The organism is Flavobacterium chilense, assembly GCF_001602525.1.
Taxonomy (GTDB): domain Bacteria; phylum Bacteroidota; class Bacteroidia; order Flavobacteriales; family Flavobacteriaceae; genus Flavobacterium; species Flavobacterium chilense.
Window position 1 is genome coordinate 112,608 of record NZ_LSYT01000011.1, and the last position, 26,501, is coordinate 139,108.

The 26,501-nt window shown below is 34.2% G+C and carries 24 protein-coding genes and 2 tRNA genes; 15 read left to right on the top strand and 11 right to left on the bottom strand.

Annotation, left to right across the window (positions count from 1 at the left end):
* Positions 1 to 110: 110 nt before the first annotated feature.
* The 5 genes from rpsB to A4F88_RS22320 all read right to left on the bottom strand — a co-directional run bounded on the left by rpsB (position 111) and on the right by A4F88_RS22320 (position 3,679).
* Positions 111 to 881, bottom strand: a complete 771-nt coding sequence (gene rpsB / locus A4F88_RS22300; RefSeq protein ID WP_068844977.1) for a 30S ribosomal protein S2 — start codon at positions 879 to 881, stop codon at positions 111 to 113.
* Between the two features lie 176 nt (positions 882 to 1,057).
* The gene (rpsI, locus tag A4F88_RS22305; RefSeq protein WP_007808909.1) at positions 1,058 to 1,444 is read right to left on the bottom strand and encodes a 30S ribosomal protein S9; all 387 of its coding nucleotides are present in this window, start codon (positions 1,442 to 1,444) and stop codon (positions 1,058 to 1,060) included.
* A complete protein-coding gene (gene rplM, locus A4F88_RS22310; protein ID WP_068844978.1) occupies positions 1,444 to 1,899 on the bottom strand; it encodes a 50S ribosomal protein L13 in 456 nt (151 codons plus the stop codon). The genes rpsI and rplM overlap by 1 nt, the downstream gene beginning before the upstream one ends.
* A gap of 194 nt (positions 1,900 to 2,093) precedes the next feature.
* Positions 2,094 to 2,906, bottom strand: a complete 813-nt coding sequence (locus A4F88_RS22315) for a ferritin-like domain-containing protein (RefSeq protein WP_068844979.1) — start codon at positions 2,904 to 2,906, stop codon at positions 2,094 to 2,096.
* A 26-nt stretch (positions 2,907 to 2,932) separates the two neighbouring features.
* The gene (locus A4F88_RS22320) at positions 2,933 to 3,679 is read right to left on the bottom strand and encodes a ferritin-like domain-containing protein (protein ID WP_068844980.1); all 747 of its coding nucleotides are present in this window, start codon (positions 3,677 to 3,679) and stop codon (positions 2,933 to 2,935) included.
* A 193-nt stretch (positions 3,680 to 3,872) separates the two neighbouring features.
* Here A4F88_RS22320 and A4F88_RS22325 point away from each other — a divergent pair, with 193 nt between their 5' ends.
* On the top strand, positions 3,873 to 4,901 hold the full coding sequence (locus A4F88_RS22325; protein WP_068844981.1) for a LacI family DNA-binding transcriptional regulator: 1,029 nt from the start codon (positions 3,873 to 3,875) through the stop codon (positions 4,899 to 4,901).
* A gap of 94 nt (positions 4,902 to 4,995) precedes the next feature.
* On the opposite strand, the gene polA is transcribed toward A4F88_RS22325, so the two are convergent.
* A complete protein-coding gene (gene polA / locus A4F88_RS22330) occupies positions 4,996 to 7,836 on the bottom strand; it encodes a DNA polymerase I (protein ID WP_068844982.1) in 2,841 nt (946 codons plus the stop codon).
* Between the two features lie 232 nt (positions 7,837 to 8,068).
* Between polA and A4F88_RS22335 the strand changes: the two genes are divergently transcribed.
* From A4F88_RS22335 to A4F88_RS22370, 8 genes are all read left to right on the top strand, one after another.
* Positions 8,069 to 8,287 carry a hypothetical protein gene (locus A4F88_RS22335; RefSeq protein WP_068844983.1) on the top strand — a complete coding sequence of 73 codons (219 nt, stop codon included), beginning with the start codon at positions 8,069 to 8,071 and terminating at the stop codon, positions 8,285 to 8,287.
* A 51-nt stretch (positions 8,288 to 8,338) separates the two neighbouring features.
* Entirely contained in the window at positions 8,339 to 8,536 is a 198-nt protein-coding gene (locus A4F88_RS22340; RefSeq protein ID WP_068844984.1) for a hypothetical protein, read from the top strand.
* A 52-nt stretch (positions 8,537 to 8,588) separates the two neighbouring features.
* Positions 8,589 to 8,783, top strand: a complete 195-nt coding sequence (locus A4F88_RS22345; protein ID WP_068844985.1) for a hypothetical protein — start codon at positions 8,589 to 8,591, stop codon at positions 8,781 to 8,783.
* 190 nt (positions 8,784 to 8,973) lie between these two features.
* Positions 8,974 to 9,648 carry a response regulator transcription factor gene (locus A4F88_RS22350; RefSeq protein WP_068844986.1) on the top strand — a complete coding sequence of 225 codons (675 nt, stop codon included), beginning with the start codon at positions 8,974 to 8,976 and terminating at the stop codon, positions 9,646 to 9,648.
* A gap of 10 nt (positions 9,649 to 9,658) precedes the next feature.
* Positions 9,659 to 10,996: a sensor histidine kinase gene (locus A4F88_RS22355; RefSeq protein ID WP_245179197.1), complete on the top strand. Its 1,338-nt coding sequence runs from the start codon at positions 9,659 to 9,661 to the stop codon at positions 10,994 to 10,996.
* 103 nt (positions 10,997 to 11,099) lie between these two features.
* The gene (locus A4F88_RS22360) at positions 11,100 to 11,285 is read left to right on the top strand and encodes a hypothetical protein (RefSeq protein WP_068844988.1); all 186 of its coding nucleotides are present in this window, start codon (positions 11,100 to 11,102) and stop codon (positions 11,283 to 11,285) included.
* A gap of 178 nt (positions 11,286 to 11,463) precedes the next feature.
* Entirely contained in the window at positions 11,464 to 12,699 is a 1,236-nt protein-coding gene (locus A4F88_RS22365) for a metallophosphoesterase (protein WP_068844989.1), read from the top strand.
* 74 nt (positions 12,700 to 12,773) lie between these two features.
* Complete coding sequence (locus A4F88_RS22370; protein ID WP_068844990.1) at positions 12,774 to 13,076, top strand: thioredoxin family protein; 303 nt, start codon at positions 12,774 to 12,776, stop codon at positions 13,074 to 13,076.
* A 25-nt stretch (positions 13,077 to 13,101) separates the two neighbouring features.
* Here A4F88_RS22370 and A4F88_RS22375 read toward each other — a convergent pair whose 3' ends face one another.
* Together A4F88_RS22375 and A4F88_RS22380 are read right to left on the bottom strand one after the other, a co-directional pair.
* Positions 13,102 to 13,737: a polysaccharide deacetylase family protein gene (locus tag A4F88_RS22375; protein WP_068844991.1), complete on the bottom strand. Its 636-nt coding sequence runs from the start codon at positions 13,735 to 13,737 to the stop codon at positions 13,102 to 13,104.
* Between the two features lie 92 nt (positions 13,738 to 13,829).
* Complete coding sequence (locus A4F88_RS22380) at positions 13,830 to 17,111, bottom strand: glycosyltransferase family 117 protein (protein WP_068844992.1); 3,282 nt, start codon at positions 17,109 to 17,111, stop codon at positions 13,830 to 13,832.
* A gap of 250 nt (positions 17,112 to 17,361) precedes the next feature.
* Here A4F88_RS22380 and A4F88_RS22385 point away from each other — a divergent pair.
* Positions 17,362 to 17,432: transfer RNA gene (locus tag A4F88_RS22385), tRNA-Gln, on the top strand.
* A 98-nt stretch (positions 17,433 to 17,530) separates the two neighbouring features.
* Positions 17,531 to 17,601 (top strand) — tRNA-Gln (locus A4F88_RS22390).
* Positions 17,602 to 17,664: 63 nt separating this feature from the next.
* Here A4F88_RS22390 and A4F88_RS22395 read toward each other — a convergent pair.
* The 3 genes from A4F88_RS22395 to A4F88_RS22405 form a co-directional block, all read right to left on the bottom strand.
* Positions 17,665 to 18,471, bottom strand: a complete 807-nt coding sequence (locus A4F88_RS22395) for a helix-turn-helix domain-containing protein (protein WP_068844993.1) — start codon at positions 18,469 to 18,471, stop codon at positions 17,665 to 17,667.
* Between the two features lie 67 nt (positions 18,472 to 18,538).
* Positions 18,539 to 19,954: an aldehyde dehydrogenase family protein gene (locus A4F88_RS22400; protein WP_068844994.1), complete on the bottom strand. Its 1,416-nt coding sequence runs from the start codon at positions 19,952 to 19,954 to the stop codon at positions 18,539 to 18,541.
* Positions 19,955 to 20,145: 191 nt separating this feature from the next.
* Positions 20,146 to 20,970: a universal stress protein gene (locus A4F88_RS22405; protein WP_068844995.1), complete on the bottom strand. Its 825-nt coding sequence runs from the start codon at positions 20,968 to 20,970 to the stop codon at positions 20,146 to 20,148.
* A 178-nt stretch (positions 20,971 to 21,148) separates the two neighbouring features.
* Between A4F88_RS22405 and rimP the strand changes: the two genes are divergently transcribed.
* From rimP to A4F88_RS22425, 4 genes are all read left to right on the top strand, one after another.
* A complete protein-coding gene (gene rimP / locus A4F88_RS22410; RefSeq protein WP_017498146.1) occupies positions 21,149 to 21,613 on the top strand; it encodes a ribosome assembly cofactor RimP in 465 nt (154 codons plus the stop codon).
* Positions 21,614 to 21,626: 13 nt separating this feature from the next.
* On the top strand, positions 21,627 to 22,880 hold the full coding sequence (gene nusA, locus A4F88_RS22415) for a transcription termination factor NusA (RefSeq protein ID WP_068844996.1): 1,254 nt from the start codon (positions 21,627 to 21,629) through the stop codon (positions 22,878 to 22,880).
* A 48-nt stretch (positions 22,881 to 22,928) separates the two neighbouring features.
* Positions 22,929 to 25,811, top strand: coding sequence for a translation initiation factor IF-2 (infB, locus tag A4F88_RS22420; protein WP_068844997.1), 2,883 nt, complete (start codon positions 22,929 to 22,931; stop codon positions 25,809 to 25,811).
* Between the two features lie 157 nt (positions 25,812 to 25,968).
* Positions 25,969 to 26,478, top strand: a complete 510-nt coding sequence (locus tag A4F88_RS22425) for a DUF4920 domain-containing protein (RefSeq protein ID WP_068844998.1) — start codon at positions 25,969 to 25,971, stop codon at positions 26,476 to 26,478.
* Positions 26,479 to 26,501 lie beyond the last annotated feature (23 nt).

The window sequence follows — 26,501 nt, forward strand, 5'->3', positions numbered from 1 at the left end:
TAAAAATTCCATCTTTTAAATTCTAAACTCCAATTTTATTAAATTATCAACATAACGTTTTTAATTTGTATTTGGATTTTAGAATTTAAAATTTGGAATTTAAATTTGATTTATTCTTCAGTTGCAGGAGCAGCTTCTGCTTCAACAGCAGGAGTAGCTTCTTCAGCAGGAGCTTCAGTCTCTTTTTCAGAACCTCTGTCAGAAAGACCTTCGATTACTGCAGTAGTTACTAAAGATAAAATTTTGTCAATTGATTTAGAAGCATCATCATTTGCAGGAATAACGTAATCAACCTCTCTTGGGTCAGAATTCGTGTCAACCATTGCGAAAACTGGAATGTTTAATTTTTGTGCTTCTTTTATTGCGATGTGTTCAGCTTTGATATCTACTACGAACAATGCTGCAGGTAGTCTAGACATATCAGCAATTGAACCTAAGTTTTTCTCTAATTTAGCACGTAAACGATCAACTTGCAAACGCTCTTTTTTAGAAAGAGTCATGAAAGTACCGTCTTTCTTCATTTTATCGATAGAAGACATTTTTTTAACTGCCTTTCTGATAGTTACGAAGTTAGTTAGCATTCCACCTGGCCATCTTTCAGTGATGTAAGGCATGTTTGCAGCTTTTGCTTTATCAGCAACGATGTCTTTTGCTTGTTTTTTGGTAGCTACGAATAAGATTTTTCTACCTGATGCAGCGATTTTTTTCAAAGCTTCGTTAGCTTCTTCAATTTTAGCTGCAGTTTTATATAGATTGATAATGTGAATACCATTACGCTCCATATAAATGTAAGGAGCCATGTTTGGATCCCATTTTCTAGTCATGTGTCCGAAGTGAACACCTGCTTCTAGTAATTCTTTTACTTCTATTTTGTTTGCCATTTTTGTACTAGTTTACGTTCTGTTGATTAGCAATGTATAAATGGCGATTTCTCTGGCTTTATACATTTAGATGCTAAACTATATCCTACCTCGGTAGGAGAGCAACAATAACTGTGTTTTTTAATTTCAATAAATAATTGATAATGTCTTGTCCCATTTGAACAAGACAGGTAATATTAACGTTTAGAGAATTGGAATCTCTTACGAGCTTTCTTCTGACCGAATTTCTTACGTTCAACCATTCTTGGGTCTCTTGTTAATAAACCTTCTGGTTTTAAGATAGCTCTGTTTTCAGCGTTAACTTCACACATTACGCGTGCTAATGCCATTCTTACAGCTTCTGCCTGACCAGTTGAACCACCTCCGTAAACGTTTACTTTTACATCAAAGTTGTTTACGTTTTCTGTCATAGACATTGGTTGTAAAACTTTGTATTGTAAAGTTGCAGTTGGAAAGTAAGTTGCGAATTCTTTTTTGTTTACAGTGATTTTACCTGTTCCTTCAGAAACATATACACGTGCAACAGCGGTTTTTCTTCTACCGATTTTGTGAATAACTCCCATTACTTAAGATCGTTTAGGTTAACAGTTCTAGGTTTTTGAGCTCCGTGAGTGTGCTCAGATCCTACAACAACATTTAGATTTCTAAAAAGTTCAGCTCCTAATTTGTTTTTAGGTAACATTCCTTTTACAGCTTTTTCTACTAATAATGCAGGGTTTTTAGATTGCAATACTTTAGCAGTTAAAGTTCTTTGTCCTCCTGGGTAACCTGTATGACGCATGTAAATTTTGTCATTCATTTTTGTACCTGTAAGGTTAATTTTTTCTGAGTTGATAACAATTACGTTATCTCCACAGTCAACGTGCGGTGTGTAACTTGGCTTGTACTTACCTCTTAAGATCATCGCAACCTTTGAAGCAAGACGTCCTAAGTTGTGACCTTCTGCATCAACAACAATCCACTCTTTAGTTACAGTGGCTTTGCTAGCTGAAATTGTCTTGTAGCTTAATGCGTCCATAATATTATTTTAATTAAACATTCCATCCCCAATAAAGGGGATGCAAAAGTACAATTAATTATTTTAAAACCAAATACCTGAAAAGAATATTTTATCTGCTGAAAATCAGGGCATCAGTTTTCTATTTAAAACAATAAAAAAAAACCACCTTCAGAATAACGCGAAGGTGGTTCAATATTTAGAATTGTTTTTTACTAAACAATAAATAAATTGGCAATATCAACGACTTGTTGTGTCGTAAGTGGTTCATCATAAGCTTCTGAGCCTGCGGCAGCGCCAAATGCAGTTGCTGTGTTAAATCCTGCCTGAACAGTAACGCCTTCGCCATTATATACAGCTTGTGTCTGACTAGGCATTCCCGGACCTCTTTCGTCGTTTGTAATCCATCCTTTTAATTTTCTCAATCGTCGTACTTCTGAAGCATGACGTGCTTCTACAGAGTGAATCTGTAATGCGGCAGTCAATAAATCAGGTGTCGAAATTAGATTTCCTGCCTGACCTTTGTAGGCTCTTACGCCAGTATCCTCAAAAGCCTGAGCCAGTGCTAAAAAAGTTGGATAATCATGAAACGGATCAAATGCGCCTCCAACTGTAAAATCAAAAGTAGGTTTAGGAACAAAGTTTGCACTTGCTGTTCCGCCTAGTCCTGCAATCAAAAATTTAACATGATTGGATTCGTGAGCAGCTATTTGTTGAAAAACTTTTAAGTCACGACCTCCATTTTCTGATGCCGGAATTACTCCGGAATCTAATGCCATAGCGTAAAATTCATTTTCCAGATATTCTAGTGTTAATGCAAACTGCAAAGCCCCAATCGGCGTTGCTGGTGTTGCAGTGATTGGTTTTGCGAATGCTTTATTGGCCATTGCAGACAATCCGAATGGGATTGAAGCGTATGCCAGTGTTTTTCCTATATTTGCAAACTGATTAAAACTGTCTCTTCTTGAACCAGTGCTTCTCATTAAGCTGTCATCAGTAAATGTCTCTATAAATTTTAAAATATTCATAATTTCTAAGTTTTAGCTAGTTAAGATTAAGGTAAATATTTGGCAGTAAATTTTGTGGTAATAAAGCCTCCGGCAATTGGTAGAATTTTAGAAGGATCTTTAGCAACATCCAAACCAGTTGATGTGCTAATAATATCATCGCCAGCAAAATCCTTAGAATTAGGATTGATTAAACTTCTGATTGCTGATGCGTGCCTCGCTTCGACAGAAACAATTTTTCCGGCTAATAATAAATAGTCGGCACTTTTAATTAGTTTTCCGGCTCCGTTGTAAGCTGCAACACCTGTGTCCTCAAGTGCTTTTGCTGTTGCAAGAACATCAGTACGGCTATTAAAGTTTAGAGAACCATAATTAAAAGCTAAAGTTGGAAGCAACTGAGTGCTTGGATTGGGAAGTGCACCGGTCAAAGCAGCTTTAAAAAAATCTCTGTGAATTACTTCATGATGATACAGGTCAGTTAATACCTGACGTTCAACATCATTAAAAGCACTGTTGAAACTTGTAGAATTTACAACTTTAGTATAAAAGTCGGCTTCCAGTTGTTCCAGAGCATAAGCATAAGTTAATACTCCAAAATCCCCAGAACCTAAGTCGAATACGCCATTTCTAATTCCTGGTAACGAGGTATCTTCCGGCCCGTTATCGTCATCATTGTTGCTGCATCCAGCCAAAACCAAACCTGCAGTAACTAATGTTAGTCCGCTGAGCTTCAGAAAGCTCCTTCTGTTATTCAGTGAAGGGTCAACTTCATGAATTTTAACTTCGTTTTTCATAATCAAGGTCTTTTAAAAGGTTAATAACGTGTATTAGGTTATTAACGAAATTTTATGAGATGCGGTTTTGGAAAATCGAAGTATTTTAAATTTATTTTAAAAACACCTTATAAATTCAAATACTAATGCGTGTTTTTTGTTTTATTTTAGGTAATTCTACTATATTTGTATTAATTACATAAAATAGTATTAAATGAAAGCTAAAGCAACTCTAAAACAAATTGCGAAAGAACTTGGTGTTTCTGTATCGACGGTTTCTAAGGCATTAAATGATAGCCCTGAAATTAGTGAGCAAACGAAGGTGAAGATTAAGGAGTATGCCAAACTCAAAAATTATAAACCAAATGTTATTGGTCTGAATTTAAAGAATCGTAAGACTAAAACAATTGGTGTAATTATACCTAATATATTGAACTCCTTTTTTGCAAAGGTTTTTAGTGGTATCGAAAAAGTAGCAGATAAAAAAGGATATAATGTAATTACCTGTATTTCGAATGAATCTCTGGAAAAAGAAATTCATACACTTGAAATGTTGAGCAATGGTACTATTGACGGATTTATTTTATCTGTTTCTGAGGAGGCTCAAAAACTTCAGGATTACAATCATTTCTCTGCTATCATAAATGACGGAACTCCAATTGTAATGTTTGATCGTATTGCGGATGAAGTGGATTGTGATAAAGTAGTGGTTGATGATTTCGATTCGGCATTAAATTCTACACAGCACTTAATTAATTTAGGATGTAAAAATATTGCCCTGATTTCTTCTGTTGATAATCTGAGTGTTGGAAAATTAAGAGCTGACGGATATTTGAAGGCTCTAAAAGACAATAATATTCCAATAAACGAAAAAATCATTCTTCGTACCGATTCTGAAGAAGATATGAAAGCTAAAATTGATGCTATTTTTGAAAATAAAATTGATGCTATTTTTGCTTTGGATGAAAATGATTCAGTTGCCGCATTAAGAGTAAGCCTGAAAAAAGGATATAGGGTTCCTGAAGATATTTCGATAATAGGTTTTGCTGACGGAATTCTGGCTTCAAGACGTTTGTCGCCAAGTTTAACTACGGTAAGCCAGCACGGAATTGAAATTGGAGAAGTTGCTGCCAAAAGATTAATCCAAAGATTAGAAGAGCCGGAAGGAGAAACATCAGATTATGAAACTATCGTTATCAAAACAAAATTGAAAGAACGAGAGTCAACTAGAAAATCTAAATAATAAAGAAAAACCATCAGCAGAAACTGATGGTTTTTTTTATGGTTAATTTAAAGATGGTTCTTTTAAAAGGTAGCATCATTAAAATCTAAAACTATTAATGTGCTTCCAGCCAGTCTTTACCTAATCCAAGTTCAACATCTAAAGGTACACTCATAATAAAAGCATTTTCCATTTCGTGTTTGATCATTGGCTGAATTTTTTCGAGTTCGTCGTTGTGAACATCGAACACAAGCTCATCATGAACCTGAAGTAACATTTTAGATTTCCAGTTTTCTTCTTTTAGTTTCTTATGAATGTTAATCATGGCAATCTTAATCACATCGGCAGCGCTTCCCTGAATTGGCGCATTTACAGCATTTCGTTCAGCAGCACTACGAACTACGGCATTTGCCGAATTAATGTCTTTTAAATAACGACGACGGCCTAAAATCGTTTGTACATAGCCTTTTTCGCGGGCAAATTCGATTTGTTCCTGAATGTATGATTTTAATCTAGGGTATGTTTTGTAATATGCTTCGATCAAAGCAGCACTTTCGCTTCTTGATAACGAAGTCTGATTACTTAATCCAAAAGCAGAGACACCATATATGATTCCGAAGTTTACTGTTTTGGCGTTGCTTCTTTGTTCGCGCGAAACTTGGTCTAAAGGCACATCAAAAACTTTTGCAGCAGTGGCTTTGTGAATATCTTCTCCGTTTTGAAAAGCAGCAATCATATTTTCTTCACCACTTAAGGCGGCAATAATCCTTAATTCAATTTGCGAGTAATCGGCAGAAATTAAAGTGTAGTTTTCATCACGGGCAACAAAAGCTTTACGAATCTGACGACCTCTTTCGGTACGAATCGGGATGTTTTGTAAGTTTGGATTATTAGAACTCAAACGGCCTGTTGCGGCAACAGTTTGCATATAATCGGTATGAACACGCAATGTTTTTTTGTCTACCTGTTCCGGTAAAGCTAAGATATAAGTACTTTGTAGTTTTACCATTTGACGCCAATCCAGAATTTGTTTTACAATTGGATTGTCGTTTGCCAAATAGGTTAAAACTTCTTCACCGGTAGCATATTGACCTGTTTTGGTTTTCTTTTGTTTTGCTCCGCCAATTTTTAATTTATCAAATAAAATATCTCCTAATTGTTTTGGGGAAGCCAGATTGAATTTCTCGCCGGCAGTTTCGTATATTTTTTCTTCTAAAGATTTGATTTCAACATCCATTTCTTTAGACATTTCTTTTAAGAAATTAACATCCAGACGAATTCCTTCTGTCTCCATTGCAGCCAGAACGCTTACAAGCGGAATTTCGATTTCATCAAATAACTTTTTAGTTTCAGTTTTATCTAATTCTGTAGTAAAAATTTCTTTTAACTGTAGCGTCACGTCAGCATCTTCAGCAGCATATTCTTTGATGTCTTCTAACGCTACTTCGCGCATTGAGATCTGATTCTTTCCTTTTTTACCAATTAAAGTTTCAATTGATTTTGGAGAATATTTTAAATAGGTTTCAGATAAAATATCCATATTATGACGCATATCCGGATTGATCAGATAGTGTGCAATCATAGTGTCAAAAAGTTTTCCTTTTACAGCAATGCCATAGTTAGAAAGTATTTTTAAGTCGTATTTTAAATTCTGACCTATTTTTTCGATGTCTTCATTTTCAAAAAATGGTCTGAATTTTTCAATTAAAACCTGAGCTTCTTCCTGATTTTCCGGAAACGGAATGTAGAATGCTTTTCCTTTTTCATAAGAAAATGACATTCCGACTAATTCAGCATGCAAAGCGTCTAAACCGGTCGTTTCAGTATCAAAACAAACGGCAGTTTGCTTTTGTAGATTTTGTAAAAGCAATTTAATACCTAAGTCACCTTCAATAGCCTGATAGGAGTGAGGTGTGTTTTCTAAAGTATTGTAGAACGAAGTTCTGGTTTCGGTATCTTCATTCGTTGTTTCTCCGCCTCCAAAAAGGTCAAACTGATCTTCGTTTTTAGGTTGTGGTTTCTTGTATAATTTAGGATCAGGAGTATTGTTTACCAATTCGTTTCCTCCGTCAGTTTTAAATAAATTATCAAATTGTTCCGCCATTCTTCTAAATTCCAATTCCTGAAAAATAGCATCTGTTTTTTCAATATCAGGACGCGTTAATTCGTAATCATCTTCATTAAAAGTTACCGGACAATCCAATAATATAGTAGCCAGTTTTTTAGATAATAATCCTTTCTCTTTGTTGGCTTCGATATTCTCTTTCATTTTTCCTTTCAGCTTGTCTGTATTGGCTAAAAGGTTTTCCATGGTGCCAAATTCTTTTAAAAGCTTTTTGGCGGTTACTTCTCCAACTCCCGGAAGCCCAGGAATGTTATCGGCAGCATCACCCATCATTCCAAGAAAATCAATTACTTGTTCAGGATGTTCGATTTCGAATTTCTGTAATACTTCAGGAACTCCCCAAATTTCGATTCCGTTACCCATACGTGCCGGTTTGTACATGAAAATATTTTCAGAAACCAGCTGGGCAAAATCCTTATCAGGAGTTACCATATAAACTTTATAATTTTCTTTTTCGGCTTGTTTGGCAATAGTTCCAATTAAATCATCGGCTTCAAAACCTTCAACTTCAATAATCGGAATATGCATTGCTTTTAATAATTCACATATATAAGGAACCGCAATTTTGATGGCTTCCGGAGTGACATCACGGTTTGCTTTATATTCAGGAAATATTTCGTTACGTAACTGGCTTCCGCCTTTATCGAAAGCTACAGCCAGATGATCTGGTTTTTCTCTTTTAATAACATCCAAAAGGGAGTTCATGAACCCCATAATTGCAGATGTATCCATTCCTTTAGAGTTAATTCGCGGATTTTTTATAAAGGCATAATAACCACGAAAAATTAAAGCGTAAGCATCGAGAAGAAAAAGACGTTTTTGAGTTGACATAAAAAAAATATTAGTGTGTAAAAATAAACAATTGGCTTTAAATACAATTGACTAGTCAAAAATTAAACTAAAAAGATTTTCTCAGACCTTATATATCTTATGTGATAAAACCTTAAAAGTTAATGTGAAGTTAAAATATTTAGATTCGGTAATTTCTTCATTTTCTCTTCATATTACAGGGGTACATTTGATCTGTAAAATAAAAGGTATTAATCTTTAAATATTAGAAATCATGAGAAATTTATTGATAGCATTAGTAGCAGTTTTAGGAACAGGCACTATGGTTAATGCGTTTCCTGTAATTGTAAAAGTTGGTCCTGCAAAAGAGGTTAAAACAATCCCTGTAAAAGAGGTAAAAGCAACCAAACATTCAAAAAACAAATCTAATAAAAAAGCAAAATCAGAAAAAAGTGAAGCTCCAAAAGCTGAGACTCCAAAAGTAAAAAAATAAAATAAAGGTATTATAAAGTAAAAGGTTATTAATTTAAAAATATTAGAAATCATGAGAAATTTATTGATGTTATTAGTTGCAGTTTTAGGTACAAGTGTAATGGTTCATGCGTTTCCTGCAAAAGATCCGAAAACAACTCCTGCAAAAGAGGTAAAAGCAACTAAACACCCTAAAAGTAAATCTGATAAAAAAGTAAAATCAGAAAAAAGCGAAGCTCCAAAAGCAGAAACTACTAAAGTAAAAAAATAATAAAAAAAGGTTATCATAAAATAATAGGTCGTTAATTTAAAATTTAAAAGTCATGAAAAATTTATTTATCGTATTAGCAGCAGTTTTAGGAACAAGTGTAATGGTTAGTGCTCAAACAACTCCAACTCAGGCAGCTCCTGCAAAAGAAGTAAAAGCTACAAAACACCATCACAAAAACAAAGGTGATAAAAAAGCCAAATCAGAAAACAGTGAAGCTCCAAAAGCTGAGACTACTAAAATGAAATAATAAGAGTTGTTTTTGTTTTGCTTTCTAAGAAGTGTAAGGAGGCAAAACAGAAGTAATGATTATGAGAATGCAGATGGAGAAAGCTGGTAAAGAAATTTATCAGCTTTTTTGATTCGTTAAATTTTTTAATAATGCGTAACCATTTTATTTTTAGAATTGCTTAAATTTAGTTGCGCTTAAACGCTGTATTATGAATATTCTAATTGTTGAAGATAACAAGGAACTTGCTGTAGAAGTTTACGATTTTTTGTGCAACGTAGGTTACGTTTGTAAAATTGCTCATAATTGCAGTGATGCATTAGAAGAAGTTGGCAGTAATGATTATGATGCAATGCTTCTGGATTTGGGATTGCCGGACGGAGACGGGTTTGAGGTTTTGAAAACGGTTCGCAAAACCAAATCAAAAATTGCTGTTATTGTACTTACAGCCAGAGGAGAATTAGACGATAGGATAAATGGTTTGCATCTTGGTGCCGATGATTATCTCACAAAACCATTTGCTTTAACAGAACTTAGTGCCAGATTATTTGCCGTTATTCGCAGAATTCATGGTTTTACCCTGAATAATTTAACTATTCATGGTTTTTTACTACAGCTTCAGGATTATAAAGTAAGTTATAATGAAGTGCCAATTAACCTTACCAAAAAAGAATTTGATATTTTTCAGTATTTGGTGCTTAATAAAAATCGTGTTATAACAAGATTGCAATTAACAGAACATATCTGGGGAGATATTCTGGAGGTAAACTCAGATTCTAATTTTATTGATGTTCATGTTCGAAACCTTAGAAAAAAATTAGATAAACATACTGCTATCGACTGGTTCGAAACGGTTCGCAATGTTGGTTATCGTATTAATGAGTAAATAAACTACTGTGAAGATAAAACACCAATTGGCTATTTTTAATGCACTGACCAGATTACTGGTGATTTTAGTATTGTGGCTTATGCTGCCAATTTTGGTTGAAAATGTGGTTTACAGACATATAAACAATGGGTTACTCGAAAAAAAACACAAGTTTATTGATCATTTAGACCGGAATGAAATTAATGATTTCATCGAAAACTCAGATGATTCGACCGAAACGTATTCTCAGTTTACAACATTGCACAGTGAGTTTCTGGTGCTTTCGCGATCTCCGGTAAAAGCAAATCAAAAAAAAGCTGTTTTTACGAATGAGTATCGGATCATTGAAGGTGAGGAAAATGAATATCGAATTCTGCAATACCATTTTACATACGATAATCAGGGATATCAGCTGGAAATAGGAAGTAGTCTCGATGAAGTAAAAGACCTTACTTTTATCATCAAGTTTTTTATTATAATTGTTTTTGTCGTCATACTGTTTATTACATTTCTGGCAGATACATTTTATATCGAATATCTGCTCAAACCCTTTTATAAAATTATTGATACTAAAATAAGGCGGGTTAATGAACCGGAAGCCTTTGATCATACACCCATAAAAGCAAGGTCACGCGATTTTAGAGAGCTGGATTTTGTTTTAAATCAGATGATGGATCGTATCGCTGAGCTTTTTAAAAAAGAAAAACAATTTATTTCGAATGTATCTCACGAATTGCTTACGCCAATTGCACTGCTTAAAAGTAAGTTCGAAAATTTACTTCAAAATGATTCGCTGGATGATAATACTTTTGATAAGATTGCGGGTTCGCTCAGAACATTAGATATGTTAAAGAAGATTATCAATAATCTGTTGTTGATTTCCAGAATCGAAAACAATCAGTATGAAGCAAACGAGGATATTAACTTTCATGAAATAATCAATGATTTGCAGGAAGATTTGCAGGACAGGATTGAAGATCGTGAAATTCAGTTTTTAAATAAAATGCAGCATAATTTTAGTTTTAGAGGTAATAAAACGTTAATTCATATTTTGATATACAATCTTGTAACAAATGCTTTGAAGTATAATAAGCCTCATGGGACTATTGAGGTTGCGGATGCTTTTCTGGAAAACAATTATTTTATTTCTATAACAGATTCCGGTATTGGGATGAATGCTTCTCAAATTGAAAATATATTTAATCGGTTTGCCAGAGTTAGTTCAGATCAGGAAGGTCAGGGTTTAGGTCTTGCTATTGCTGATAGTATTGCTTCTTTTCATCATATCGAAATAAAAGTTACTTCGCAGATAAATGAAGGTACAACCTTTATGTTGTTGTTTCCGGAAGCTGTAAAACATAATTAAAAGTTAATTTTTTCTAAGAGGGTCAATCTTCATTTAATCTTCATTTAACGAGTATATCTTTGAGGTATAATAAATGAAATAATAATCATAAAAACTCAAAATCATGAAAAAATTAGTAATGTTAGCAGTAGCTGTTTTAGGAACAACTGCAATGGTAAGCGCTCAAACAACTCCAGCACAAACAGCTCCTGTAAAAGAAGCTAAAGCTCCTAAAAAAGACAAAAAAGCAGACAAAAAAGCTAAAAAAGCAGAAGCTGCAAAACCAGAAGCTGCAAAAGCTCAAAAATAAAACGACGTTGGTTTATGCAAATAAACCGTGTTGTGGATTATAAAGGTTTTAAAAAATTTGGTAGAGAGAAAGCTGGTAGAGAAATCTATCAGCTTTTGTTATTATTTTGAGTTAAATTTTTGATAATAAAAAGCAATAAAATTTTCATTCTTTGTTACTTTGCTTAAAACTATAACAAATGATCCTTCGTTTTGTAATTCTATGTGCTCTTTTCTTATTTATTGAGTTCTATTCCTATCAAGCCATTCGTACTTTAATTAAATTAAGATGGGCTTTGGTAAGTTATCAGGTTATAAGTGTACTGCTTTTAATTTTTATCATTTACTCTTTTACGCAGTTTGATCGTTCAGTAGGACAAACCAAGCAAACCATGTTTACCATGGGGCTGATGTTATTGGTATATGTTCCGAAAATTGTTATCACACTGGTTTTATTAGGTGAAGATATTTTTAGACTAGGAGCGGGAATCTTAAACTATTTCATGTACAATGCTTCAAGAGGAGAAATAATGCCTGACCGACGAAAGTTTATCAGTCAGATTGCTTTAGGTCTGGCGGCTGTGCCATTTTTATCTTTAATATATGGAATCTTTGAAGGAAAATATAATTTTAAAGTTATAAAACAAACAGTATTCTTTCCGGATTTACCGGATGCTTTTGATGGTTTTAGGATTACTCAGATTTCAGATGTGCATAGCGGAAGTTTTGATAATCCGGACAAGATAAATTATGCAATTGATCTGATCAATGAGCAGGAAGCAGATATGATTTTGTTTACCGGAGATATTGTCAATACGCATGCTAAAGAAATGAATCCGTGGCTGAATACTTTTAACCGAATAAAAAATTATAAATATGGTAAATACTCAGTTTTAGGAAACCATGATTATGGAGAATATGTAACCTGGCCTTCTGAAAAAGAAAAGGATGAGAACTTTGCAGCTATTAAAAATCTGTACGGACAAATTGGGTTTGAGCTTTTATTAAACGAACATACATATATTCAAAAAGGCGATGATAAAATTGCGTTAATTGGAGTAGAGAATTGGGGGCAGAATTTTAAAAAAGCCGGTGATCTTAACAAGGCTTCTCAAAATGTGCATCAGGACGATTTTAAAGTCTTAATGAGTCATGATCCGAGTCATTGGGAATACGAGATTAAAAATCATCCTAAAAACTTTCATTTAACATTATCCGGACATACTCACGGTATGCAGTTTGGGATAGAAATTCCGGGATATTTTAAGTGGAGTCTGGCACAATATATTTACAAACAATGGGCTGGTCTATACGAAAATGCAGGCCGATACGTTTATGTAAACCGCGGATTTGGTTTTCACGCTTATCCGGGGCGAGTGGGTATTATGCCAGAAATAACAGTGATTGAACTAAAAAAAGGGAACAATGTGGCTTAATTCGTTAAAAATGCTACATTTGTATATAATTATCTCTTTTTAACAGATTAAAAAAGAATTAAATTGTTGGTTTTATGTCAAAATTTGGAGAACTTATCAATGCTCAGGTTCCAGTGTTAATTGATTTTTACACAGATTGGAACGAATCATCTGTATCGATGCATCCTGTTATTAAGGATGTTGCGGCTGCACTAGGCGATAAAGCCAAAGTGATTAAAATTGATGTAGATAAAAATCAGGAATTAGCAGAAGCATTACGTATCAAAGGACTTCCTACTTTAATGATCTATAAAGAAGGACAAATGATCTGGAGACAATCAGGAGAACTTGATGCGAATACAATTATTGGAATTGTCCAGGAACAATTCAATTTATAAAATACTACTTCTTTGCAGGCATTATTTAGTGAATAATGTCAAATGTATATCCGTTTTCCTTTAAAAAGTGTAAAGTTTTAGGCAGGGCAAATTTTAAATTTGGTGATGCTTTTATGCTGTCATGAAATACAATTACGCTTCCGGATTTTACATTTTTAGTAACATTTTCAAGGCATTTTTCAGGCGTAATACTCTGGTCAAAATCTGCACTTAAAACATCCCACATGATAATTTTATAGCCTAATTTACGCAGGATTTTAGACTGAGCCTTTTTGATTTTTCCATAAGGAGGGCGAAATATCAGGTTGCATGTTTTTTCTTCTTCCAGAACAGCAGCACAATTTTGTACATTTTCAATGTAGTCGTTGTTGTTGCTTTTCCATCCGTTAACATGATTCATGGTATGATTGCCAATAGAATGGCCCTCGGTAATGAGTTTTTCAAACAAAGCTAAGTTCGCTTTAATGTTTTTTCCAATACAGAAAAAAGTGGCTTTGGCATCAAACTTTTTCAATTCTGATAAAACCCAGTCTGTAATTTCAGGAGTAGGGCCATCATCAAATGTTAGGTATATTTTCTTTTCATTGTTTGGAATGTCCCAGCAATATTTAGAAAATACCCTTTTTATGAATGAATTTGTTTTTACCCAATAAAAGCTCATTTTGAATTGATTTACAGATATGTAAAAATAAAAAATGCAGCGCTATTTATCAAACTGCGCTGCATTTTTTTAATTGCTATGTTTTTCGTATATTATTCTTTTTCTCTTCCAAAACGCTCAAAAACATTTACATAGGTGTTAAATGTAGTTTTGTGTTTCTCATAGAATGCAAGATCTTTGTTTTCCTTCATCACTTGTAATAAGCTTCTGTAGCGTTCGATATCAGTAATAATATCAATCGCCAGATCAGTTTGATCGCCAGGTGTTAATGTTGCATAATAATTTAATTCTTCTTTGTATTTCTGAACTAGTTTATTAAGCAAATCGTGTGCTTTTGCAGTTTCACCAACTTTGTAATATCCTCCGGCAAAAGGCTCTACTAATGAATAATATCCAAATTTATCAAGAGGCATTTTTGTCATTGCTAAATTGATTACGTTTTTAGCTTTGTCAATTTTTCCTTCCAGAATAAGCTGATTCATTAAACGAGATAAGTTTGTACGGTAAGTAATACTGTTTCTTCTGGTTTCTGGATCATGATAAATTTTATCACTATCGCTGTTACCCCAATCCCATTTCATTACAATATCATACATTTTATCGGCATCAATTTGTCCCATATCCATTGGTCCGCCATCTTTTGAAGGTGTGTTTTTAATTGGAACTAATTTGTAAACCATACCGTCTAATTGCAGGTAATCTTTTAGCCATAAGTAATCTTCGTCATCAAAAGCACCTCCGCTGAAATAAATTGGTCTTTTCCAATTGTTGTTAGCCAGAATATCTAACATCATCAAACGGTTTTTGTACAATGCATTTCCTTTAATATCAATATCCATATAAGGAACAATAGAATCATTGTATTTAGGGTTAACGACTTTATTTTTGATGATGACATTTTTATCAATATTTACCCTGATCTTGTTTGTTGGATAAAAATGAATTGTTTGTCCGTTTTGTAAACCTACTGTTGATTTTGGATTTTTGATAAAATCAAGGAAGTCAGTAATATTCCAACGTGTTTCAATTTTTGGAATATGAGCAACATAGTCAAGTTTGTCTCCAACATATTGATCGTGTGTAAATGATATTGGTAATGGATCAGATTCATATGCTTTTGCTTTCATTTGATCGATATACCAGTCTGTCATAAATAAGCTCGTATTTACAATCTTAACATCAGTCCTGATGTGTTCAATTTCCTGAGCATACCATAGCGGGAATGTATCGTTATCTCCAATCGTAAATAAGATAGCGTCTTTATCGCAGGAATTTAAATAAGCTTTTGCCATTGCAACTGCAGTATATCTGCCAGATCTGTCATGATCATCCCAGTTTTGAGATGCCATCAAAACCGGAGCAGCTAATAAACTTGCGGCAATAACAATTGGACCGGCAATTTTAGGGGCAATATATTTTTGAATGGTTTCGTATAGCGAATATACTCCAAAGCCTATCCAGATAGCAAACACATAAAAAGAGCCTACAAGAGCATAATCTCTTTCACGAGGTTCAAAAGGTCGTTCGTTCAGGTATATTTTTAATGCGATACCAGTAAATAAAAACAATGCCAGTAATACATAAAAACTTTTAAGATCTTTATTTGCATGATACATCAACCCAATAAGACCTAAGATAAAAGGAAGGAAAAAGTAAACATTTCTTCCTTTGTTGTTTAAAACGTCAGATGGTAAATTGTCCTGAGATCCAAGGTGCAAAGAATCAAGGCCTTTGATGCCACTAATCCAGTTTCCGTCCAGATTGTCATATTTTCCCTGAACATCACTTTGACGGCCAACAAAATTCCACATTAAATATCTCCAGTACATGTATCCAAATTGGTATTCGAACATGAAGCTGAAGTTATCTGTCGCTGATGGTTTTTCGATAATTAAATAATCGCCATAGCTTTTTAGGAATTTAATGTATCCTTCGTTATCAATTTGTTTTTGAGCATATGCTTTTCTGAATTCAGAAACCGTTTTTTCGACTTCGTTGCGCAATTGTGCGGTAGCTTTGTTGTATTCTTCTTCGCTTAATTGGCTGGCGTCAATTCCGTATTTCCCTAAATCCTGCTCATAATCATAATTAGGATTTATTTTGAATTTAGGAGGACTGGTAAAGCTGATATAATTTTGAATGTGTCCTGTTTCAGTGCTCCACATTCTTGGCAATATCGTTTTTTGATTATCGTCAGTATTTTGCTCTGCGTTTTTATAATTATTGGTAATAACATATTTACCGGTTTTATAATCTCTTTCGTAGTTTGGTTTTTTGTCCAAATAAGGGGTTTTCGCATCAAGTCCGGCAAAAACTTCTGTATACTGAGGGCCATAAAACAAAGGATTTACACCGTATTGTTCACGATTGTAGTAAGCTAATACCTCTGCAGCATCTGATGGTTTGTTTTCGTTAATTACAGTGTTTGCATTAGCACGAACGGGTAGCATCATCCATGTAGAGAATCCAATAAAGATAAATAAGATACAAAGAATGATGGTATTGTAGAAAATTAATCCTTTTTGTTTGGTGAATTTTAATCCAAAATAAAAGAATGCAATTAGTACCAAAGCAACAAAAATAGTTCCTGAGTTAAAAGGTAATCCAAGGCTATTCACCATGAAAATTTCGGTTTTACCAAAGAAAGCCATAGTCAATGGCAGAAGTAATATGAAAATAAACAACAAAATTCCAACTACAACGAGATTGGCAATGATGAAATTTTTGATAGTAATTTTTTCGTAATGTTTGAAATAATATAAGAAACCTATTGAAGGAATAGTTAATAACGCCATAAAGTGAACTCCAAATGAAAGACCCACAACAAGCGAAATTAATAATAACCATTTATTTCCTTTTGGTTTGTCCATATCTTGTTCCCAACGAAGACCAAGCCAGAAAAGTAATGCAATTAATAACGAAGCCATTGCGTATACTTCGGCCTCAACAGCATTAAACCAGAAACTATCAGAAAAAGTATAAGCAAGAGCTCCAACAAAGGAACTTCCTAATATAACAATTGAATTGTTTTGATTAATTTCACTAAATTGAGATATGATTTTTTTCAAAATCATAGAAGATGACCAAAACATGAACAAAATTGTAAAGGCACTAGAAAAAACAGACATCATATTAACCATTACAGCTACATGCTGTGCATCTATAGCAAACATAGCAAAAAAAGCTCCCATCATCTGGAATAAAGGTGCTCCGGGTGGGTGACCTACTTCTAATTTAGCGGCTGTGGCAATATATTCGCCACAATCCCAAAAGCTCATAGTAGGTTCAACAGTTAATGTATAGGTAATTAAAGCGATTGCAAATGCAAACCAACCAATAATTGTATTCCATTTATTGAAATTGAATTGTGCCATATTTAGGTGTTAAAATTTTGTATGTTTTTAATCTTACAAAGAAAATGTTTTTTTGTTTAAAGAAACGAGCATTAACAAAAAATTCTATAAAAGTATTTGTTGGAATTAATATGCTGTTTATGAAATGTTTGTGTGGGTGTTAAGATTTCGGAAGGAAAAAAAATGACAAAAAATGATTTTTTTTCATCAAAAAGTTTGCGCAAACTAAAAAAAGCTTTAAATTTGCACTCGCTTAACCGCAGTACGGTATTGGTCTATGGTGTAATGGTAACACAACTGTTTTTGGTGCAGTCTTTCTAGGTTCGAGTCCTAGTAGACCAACAAAAAGCCTCTCAGACGAGAGGCTTTTTTTTACCTTAAAAGTTGTGTAAACTAAAAAAAGTTTTAAATTTGCGCTCGCTTAACCGCGCTACTATAATTGGTCTATGGTGTAATGGTAACACAACTGTTTTTGGTGCAGTCTTTCTAGGTTCGAGTCCTAGTAGACCAACATAAAAAGCCTCTCAATCGAGAGGCTTTTTTTATATTAATACATTTGTGCGGATTAAAGGCTTTATTTTAATAGTAATGAGGAGGGTACAACGCCAAATTTCTTTTTAAATGAAAAAGAAAAGTGAGATAAGTCTTCAAACCCTACGCCAATATATACTTCAGATGGCAGTTTTCCCTGATTGATTAAGTAATAGGCTTCCTGAAGTCTTTTGTTTAATAACCACTTTCCTGGTGTTTCCTGAAAAACTTTTTGAAAATCTCGCTTAAAAGTGGCTAAACTTCTTCCGGTGAGATAAGCAAATCGGGTGAGGTGAACATTAAAGTGAAAGTTTTTATTCATAAAAGCTTCAAGGTCAATTTTGCCAGGTTCGTTAAAATCAAATAAAATGTCTTTTAATTCAGGGTTTACTTTTAATAAAATATGTACTGCTTCTTTTGTTTTTAAAGTAAATAAAGCCTCATTGTCTTCTTGTTCTACTTCCAGATAAGATATTAGTGAATCCATAAAGGATTTGTAGAGCGGATTTGGGGCTAATGAAATCATTGCATCAGAATTTGATTTTTTATTGATTTTAAAATTATATTCAGTGCTGATTTCGCGCAAAATTTCCTGATCGAGGAAAAGTGACACTGTTTTGAATTCACCGCCTTCCGGGGGAATTTTGACAAACTTTGCTAAATGGTTTCTTCTGCTAAAGCGAAAATCTCCTTCTTTTGAGTGATAAGTGTTTTTGCTGTCTGATGCGATCATTTCTCCTGCAATCTGATAACTAAATACGTGCTCAGGTATAAAATTTTCTCCTTCCCGGCTTCGTGTAAAATAGCAGGAGTAGAGAATTTTTGGTTTTGTAGTTGTTTTTGCTGTCATAACGTAAAGTTACTAAAAGATCCTGAAAATCTTTTTGTGTAAAAATTTTCAGGATGAGAGTGTGTATTTATTTGATAAGAGCTTTTGGTTCAAGATAGGCTTCAAGGCCTAATGTTCCAAACTCTCTGCCTATTCCGGATTGCTTAAATCCTCCAAAGGGAGCCATTGGATCATGTCCGATTCCGTTTATTTGTACACGTCCGGCATTGATTTGAGAGGCAATTTTGTGAGCTCTTTTTTCGTCTGATGAACTTACGTAAGCCTGTAGTCCGTAAGTGGTATCATTGGCTATTTCGATTGCTTCGTCTTCTGTTTTATATGTAATAACAGATAATACAGGCCCAAAAATTTCTTCTCTCGCAATTCGCATTTGATTGTTTACATTTACAAAAACAGTTGGTTTTACGAAGTTTCCGTTTTCTAATCCTTCGGGTTTTTCCAGGCCTCCAATTAAAATTTCGGCACCTTCGGCAATACCAATCTGTATGTAGTTTTGAACGCGCTCATATTGTTTGGTGCTTACCATTGGTCCAACTGCAGTTGTTTTGTTTTGTGGATTGCCTACAATAATATGAGATACGGTTTCTTTTATTAGTTTTTTTGCTTCTTCGAGTCGGCTTTCTGGGACCAATAATCTCGTTCCTGCAATACAGGCTTGTCCGCTGTTCATGTAAGCTGCGATTAAGGCTAATGGAATTGCTTCTGAAAAATTAGCATCGTCAAGCAGGATATTTGGTGATTTTCCCCCAAGTTCAAGTGTAACGCGTTTCATGGTTTCTACGGCTTCTTTTGCAATGATTTTTCCAACCGTTGTAGATCCTGTAAATGAAATTTTGGCAATATCCGGATTGCGGCTTATTTCTGCACCAACAACATCGCCTAGTCCGTTAACGATATTAAAAACGCCTTTTGGTAATCCGGCTTCATGAAGGCATTCTGCGATTAATTGTGTTTGTTGTGCGCTCATCTCGCTTGGTTTTATTACAGTGGTGCATCCTGCGGCGATTGCAGTTGATAATTTGCTGCAAATAAAACCATTGCTTGAGTTCCATGGAATGATAATTCCGACTACGCCAAGTGGAGTCATTTGAACTTCTGAATTTCCCATTGTTTTGGTGAAATCATAAGTGTTTAACAGGTTGATTGTCGATTCGAAACCTTTAAGCATATATTCAAAACTCATGGTTGCGAATTGCAATGTGCCTCCGTATTCTTCTACCATTACATTGATAAAATCTTCTTTTCTTTTTTCAACAGAAGTCTGAATGTTTTTTAGGGATTGAATTCTTTCTTCTATTGTAGATTTAGAAAAGGTTTTAAAAGCTTCTTTGGCTGCGCTAATTGCATTTTGAGTGTCTTTTTGGTTTCCTAAAAGTACTTTTCCTAATTTTTCATTTGTTGTGGGGCTTATTAAATCAAAATACTCTGTTCCGTTTGGAGTGATGAATTCTCCATTGATGTAAATTTTGTCTATCGTTTTCATGTTGTAATTGTTTATGATTTTTAATATGACAAAGTTCAGGATTAAGTAGTTTGATGGCTTTGTTGTAGAGCTCAAAGCGACTTTGTTGAAAAGCTCAGTCAGAAGCGAAATATTTATAAAGAAAATTTGATTTTTTTGTAAAAAAAAAAGCTTCTCATTGGAGAAGCTTCGTGTTTTATAGGGAAAGGTTTTTAGATTTTAAAGGTAATTACCGGTTTTACGGCATGATTTACGAGGCCTTCGCTTATACTTCCGTTAAAAAAGTGAGCAAAAGCGGTTCTCCCGTGTGTGCACATTCCAATAATATCTGCATTTATACGATTTGAAAAGTTGATAATGCCTTTTTCGATATTGGTATCGTTGTAAATGTGTGTTTCGTAATTAGTGAGGTTAAATTCGGTTATAAAATCATTCATTATTTTTTCTGCAGTGTGAGTGGGTTTGAAGCTATTTGGAGTGCAGATAGTAACTAAATGAATTTTTGATTCGAAGAAACTGGCAAATTTTAAAAGCTTTTCAAAGGGCTTTTTGGTTTCGTCAGAGAAATCAGAGGCAAAGACAATGTTGCTGGTGTTGAAATTGGCGATGTCTTTTTTGATGACTAAAACCGGAATTTCGGAATTTCGAACCACTTTTTCGGTATTTGAGCCAATTAGTAATTCCTCAACTCCGGAAGATCCGTGAGATCCCATAATGATTAAATCAGCATTGTAGTCTTTTGTGACTTGTATGATACCATGAATTGGTTTGTCGATTTTGACAATCTCCGTGACCTTGATATTGTCTAAATAGGGTCTTGAAGAAACTTCGTCGAGCATTTCGTTTGCTTTTTTCATAAAAAGCATGGTTTCGGGAATGCTTGCGCCTCCAAGAATAGCATCGTTCATTTGGCTTGGTAATTCGAGCATGTGCAAAATGATGATTTCGGAATCGTTCTTTTTTGCAATTTGAGACGCAACTTTTAGGGCGTCTTCAGCGTGTTCAGAAAAGTCAGTAGGTACCAGAATTCGTTTCATGATCTTTAAGAGGTTAAATAATGTGAAATTCTCTATGTTTTAATGCTCTTATAAAGATAAGAAATATTTTTAGAGCAATCTATTTATTTTGATTTATAAAAAAAACACTATATTTGCAACGTTATTTATTAAAATCTAAATAATGAGGGGACTAAGTGTCCCCTCTTTTTATAAAATTATGACATTTAAAGAAAAAGTAAACGGATTAATTACAGAAGCTCTTCTGGAAAAGCCATCGATCTTTTTGATTGATCTGGCTGTGTCAGACTCTTTTAAAATTAGTGTTGGTTTAGATGGTGATAATGGAGTGGCGCTGCAGGATTGCATCGATATTAGCCGTGCAATTGAGAATAATCTGGATCGTGAAGAACAGGATTTTTCGCTTGAAGTAGCATCGGTTGGAGTAGGATCACCTCTGAAAATGACAAGACAATACATCAAAAATATTGGTAGAACGTTGATTGTTACTACAAATACTGAAAAAATTGAGGCAGAATTAGTGGAAGCTAACGATGTTTTTATAATTTTGTCTTGGAAAGCAAGAGAACCGAAAAAAGTAGGAAAAGGAAAAGAAACAGTTCAAAAAGAGCAACAAATACCTTATACAGAAATTAAAGAGGCAATTGTTACAGTAACATTTTAATTAAAGAATTCGCATGGAAAATTTAGCATTAATCGATTCATTCTCAGAGTTTAAAGATAATAAACTTATTGATCGTGTAACGCTTATGGCAATTTTGGAGGACGTGTTTAGAAATGCATTAAAGAAAAAATACGGTTCTGATGATAATTTCGATATTATTATAAATCCTGATAAAGGAGATATGGAGATATGGAGAAGAAGAGTAATTGTTGCTGACGAAGATCTTGATTTTGAAAACGAAGAGATTACTTTGACTGAAGCAAGAATGATTGAGGCGGATTTTGAAATTGGTGAAGAAGTTTCTGAAGAAGTTAAATTGATTGATTTAGGAAGAAGAGCTATTTTGGCTTTACGTCAAAACTTAATATCTAAAATTCACGAACACGATAATACAAATCTTTACAAACAATTTAAAGATATTATTGGTGACATTTATACTGCCGAAGTACACCATGTGCGTCCAAGAGTAGTTATCTTAGTAGATGATGAAGGAAACGAAATTGTGCTTCCAAAGGAAAAACAAATTCCATCTGACTTTTTCCGTAAAGGAGATAATGTTCGTGGGATCATTGAAAGTGTTGAATTAAAAGGAAACAAGCCTCAGATTATTATGTCAAGAACTTCTGAGAAGTTTTTGGAGAAATTGTTTGAGCAGGAAATTCCTGAGGTTTTTGACGGTTTGATTACAGTTAAAAATGTAGTTCGTATTCCGGGTGAAAAAGCAAAAGTTGCTGTAGATTCTTATGATGACAGAATTGATCCGGTAGGAGCTTGTGTTGGTATGAAAGGATCTCGTATTCACGGAATTGTTCGTGAGTTAGGAAACGAAAATATTGACGTAATCAATTATACAAACAATATTCAATTGTTTATTACAAGAGCATTAAGCCCTGCGAAAGTTTCTTCGATCAAAATTGATGAAGAAAACAAAAGAGCTGAAGTTTTTCTGAAATTAGAAGAAGTTTCTAAAGCAATTGGTAGAGGAGGTCATAATATTAAATTAGCAGGTCAGTTAACAGGTTACGAATTAGATGTTATTCGTGAAGGAGATGTTGCCGGTGCAGTTGCAGATGAAGATGATGTTGAATTGACAGAGTTTTCAGATGAAATTGAAGATTGGGTAATTGAAGAATTTGCTAAAATAGGTTTGGATACTGCAAAAAGTATCCTGAAACAAGAAGTAGAAGATTTAGTAAGAAGAACAGACTTAGAAGAGGAAACAATTCTTGATGTTATGAAGATACTAAAAGAAGAGTTTGATAGTTAATTATCTGCTCTAACAACACAACGAAAAAGGTAATAATAAAAAGGTTATATGTCTGAAGAGAGAGTAATAAGAATAAACAAGGTTTTAAGGGAATTAAATATTTCGTTAGAAAGAGCTGTTGATTATCTAAAAGATAAGGGAATTGCTATTGATGCAAATCCAAATGCAAAAATTTCTGATAGCGAATTTAATATCCTACAAAGCCAATTTGCGGGCGATAAGGGGAATAAGGAAGCTTCTAAAGAGGTAGGAGAAGAGAAAAGAAAAGAGAAAGAAGCTCTACGTGTTGAACGTGAGAAAGAAATTGAGGACAAACGCAGACAAGACGAAGAACGTCAAAAACAACAGGAAATCATAAAAGCAAGAGCTGTTGTGACAGGACCTGTTCAGGTGGGTAAAATTGATTTAAATCCTAAGAAGCCTACAGTTGTTTCTACTCCTGTTGCGGAACCGGCGAAAGTCGAGGAGCCAAAAGCAGTAGTTACTCCAACTCAACCAGAAAAACCTGTTCAAAAAGAAATTGTTCAGCCAGAGCAAGTAGCTCCGCCTGTGGTTTCTGAAGAGAAAAAGGTAGAAAAACCTATTATTACAGAGAAAAAAGAAGTAAAAGTGGAGACGACTTCAAAAGTGGCTCAGGAACCAATAGTGTCAACTGATCCTACAACTTCAGAAGAAACGATCACTACACAATATCAAAAATTATCAGGAACTACTCTTACTGGTCAGACAATTGATTTATCTCAATTTAATAAGCCAAAGAAAAAGAAAGAAGATCCTAAAATTACGCCTAATAAACCAGGTGCTCCTGGAGCAAATAATAACGCTAATAAAAATAAGCGTAAAAGAATTGCTCCAAAGCCAGGAACTCCGGGTGCGCCAAAACCTGCTACAGGTAATGCGCCGGGAACTCCAAACCCTAATAAAATTACACCAAATACTGGTGGTGGAGGTTTTAATGCTAATAGAAGTTCGAGACCTGGTTTTGTAAAAGGAAATCGTCCTGCTATTGTGGCTAAAGTTGAGCCAACAGAAGAGGAAGTAAAAAACCAAATTAGAGAAACTCTTGAAAAACTTCAGGGTAAAGGAGGAAAATCTAAAGCAGCTAAATACAGAAGAGATAAAAGAGAAACGCACCGTCAGAAATCTGATGATGAGCAAAGAGCGCTTGATGAAGGAAGTAAGACTATTAAGGTTACAGAATTCGTTACTGTAGGTGAAATTGCAATCATGATGGATGTGCCGATTACTAAAGTAATTGGAACTTGTATGTCTCTTGGTATCATGGTTACGATGAACCAACGTTTAGATGCTGAAACATTAACTATTGTAGCTGATGAATTTGGTTACGAAGTTGAGTTTATTACTGTTGATATCGAAGAAGCTATTGAAGTAGTTGAAGATAAAGAAGAAGACTTAGTAGTAAGAGCACCAATTGTTACTGTAATGGGTCACGTCGATCACGGTAAAACATCTTTACTGGATTATATCCGTAAAGAAAATGTTATCGCTGGTGAGTCAGGAGGTATTACACAGCATATTGGAGCTTACGGAGTAACTTTAGATAACGGTCAGAAAATTGCATTTTTAGATACACCGGGTCACGAGGCGTTTACCGCAATGCGTGCACGTGGAGCGCAGGTTACAGATATTGCTATTATCGTAATTGCTGCTGATGATGATATCATGCCGCAAACAAAAGAGGCAATTTCTCATGCTCAGGCAGCAGGTGTTCCAATTATTTTTGCTATCAATAAAGTAGATAAGCCAAATGCAAACCCTGATAAAATTAAAGAAAGATTAGCAGGTATGAATTTACTTGTTGAAGATTGGGGTGGTAAAATTCAATCACATGATATTTCTGCAAAAACAGGATTAGGAGTGAAAGAATTGTTGGAAAAAGTTTTATTAGAAGCCGAAATTTTAGATTTAAAATCTAATCCAAATAAAGCAGCACAGGGAACTGTAGTTGAGGCTTTCTTAGATAAAGGAAAAGGATATGTTTCTACAATTTTAGTTCAACACGGAACTTTGAAAATTGGAGATTATATGTTGGCAGGAAAACATCATGGTAAGATTAAAGCCATGCATGATGAGCGCGGACATAATGTTAAAGAAGCAGGTCCTTCAACTCCGGTATCTGTTTTAGGTCTTGACGGAGCGGCAACTGCGGGTGATAAGTTCAATGTGTTTGAAGATGAAAAAGAAGCAAAACAAATTGCATCTAAGCGTTCTCAGTTAATGCGTGAACAATCGGTACGTACACAACGTCATATTACGCTTGATGAAATTGGACGTCGTATCGCTCTTGGACAATTTAAAGAACTGAATGTAATTCTTAAAGGAGACGTTGATGGATCTGTTGAGGCATTATCAGATTCGTTCTCTAAACTTTCTACAGAAGAAATTCAAATCAATATTATTCATAAAGGTGTTGGAGCTATTACTGAAACCGACGTTATGTTGGCTTCTGCTTCTGATGCGATCATTATTGGATTTAACGTTCGTCCTGCTGGAAATGCAAGACAACTTGCAGATAAAGAAGAAATCGATATCCGTTACTATTCTATTATCTATGCTGCTATCGATGACTTGAAAGACGCGATGGAAGGAATGTTAGCGCCAGAGATGAAAGAAGAAATTTTAGGAACTGCTGAAATCCGTGAGATATTCAAAATTTCTAAAGTAGGTTCAATTGCTGGTTGTATGGTGATGGATGGTAAGATCATGAGAACTTCTAAGATTAGAGTTATTAGAGATGGAGTAGTAGTGCATACAGGTGAACTTGTAGCATTGAAACGTTTCAAAGACGATGTAAAAGAGGTTACGAAAGGATATGATTGTGGTATTCAGATTAAAGGTTACAATGATATCGAAGAAAGAGATGTTATTGAGGCATACCATGAAGTTGCAATCAAGAAAAAACTGAAATAATATTCAGTATCATATTTTAAAGTCCCAATGAAAATTGGGACTTTTTTTATGTGTTTGTTTTAAGGTAAAATTACTGTAAGAATTGATTTATATTTTAAAGGGATGTTTTTTGTTTGTTTTCAAATTTTAATATTATTTTTGATAAAATTATTTAAATATGAAACGATTAATATACTCAGTTATTTTATGTGTAAGTTTTGTTACGGTGTCTTTTTCTCAGGAAGCAGTAGAGAAAAAATCCCCACCTGCAGGAAATGCTGTAATAGGAGATTATTACGGAAAAGATGTTTCTAAAAGTTCTGAAAACAAGGCAATATCTGTTGGTAAATTAGAAGATAAGCTAAAGAGTAACAAGAAGGTCGAAAATGTTGCAGTAAAAGGATTGGTGACAGATGTATGTGAAAAAAGAGGGTGTTGGGTAACAATTCAGGCAGATAATGGAGCTTCTTTTTCTGTAAAAATGAAAGATTATGCCTTTTTTGTGCCAACTGCATTAAAAGGAAAAAATGTTGTCTTAGAAGGTAACGCTGAGAAGAAAATCACATCTGTTGATGAGTTAAAACATTATGCTAAAGATGCCAAAAAATCGAAGGCTGAAATTGATGCTATTACTGCTCCAAAAGAAGAAATAAGCTTTATGGCAAGCGGAATTAAAGTGGTAAACTAATCTGTAGCCTGATTCAATAATTA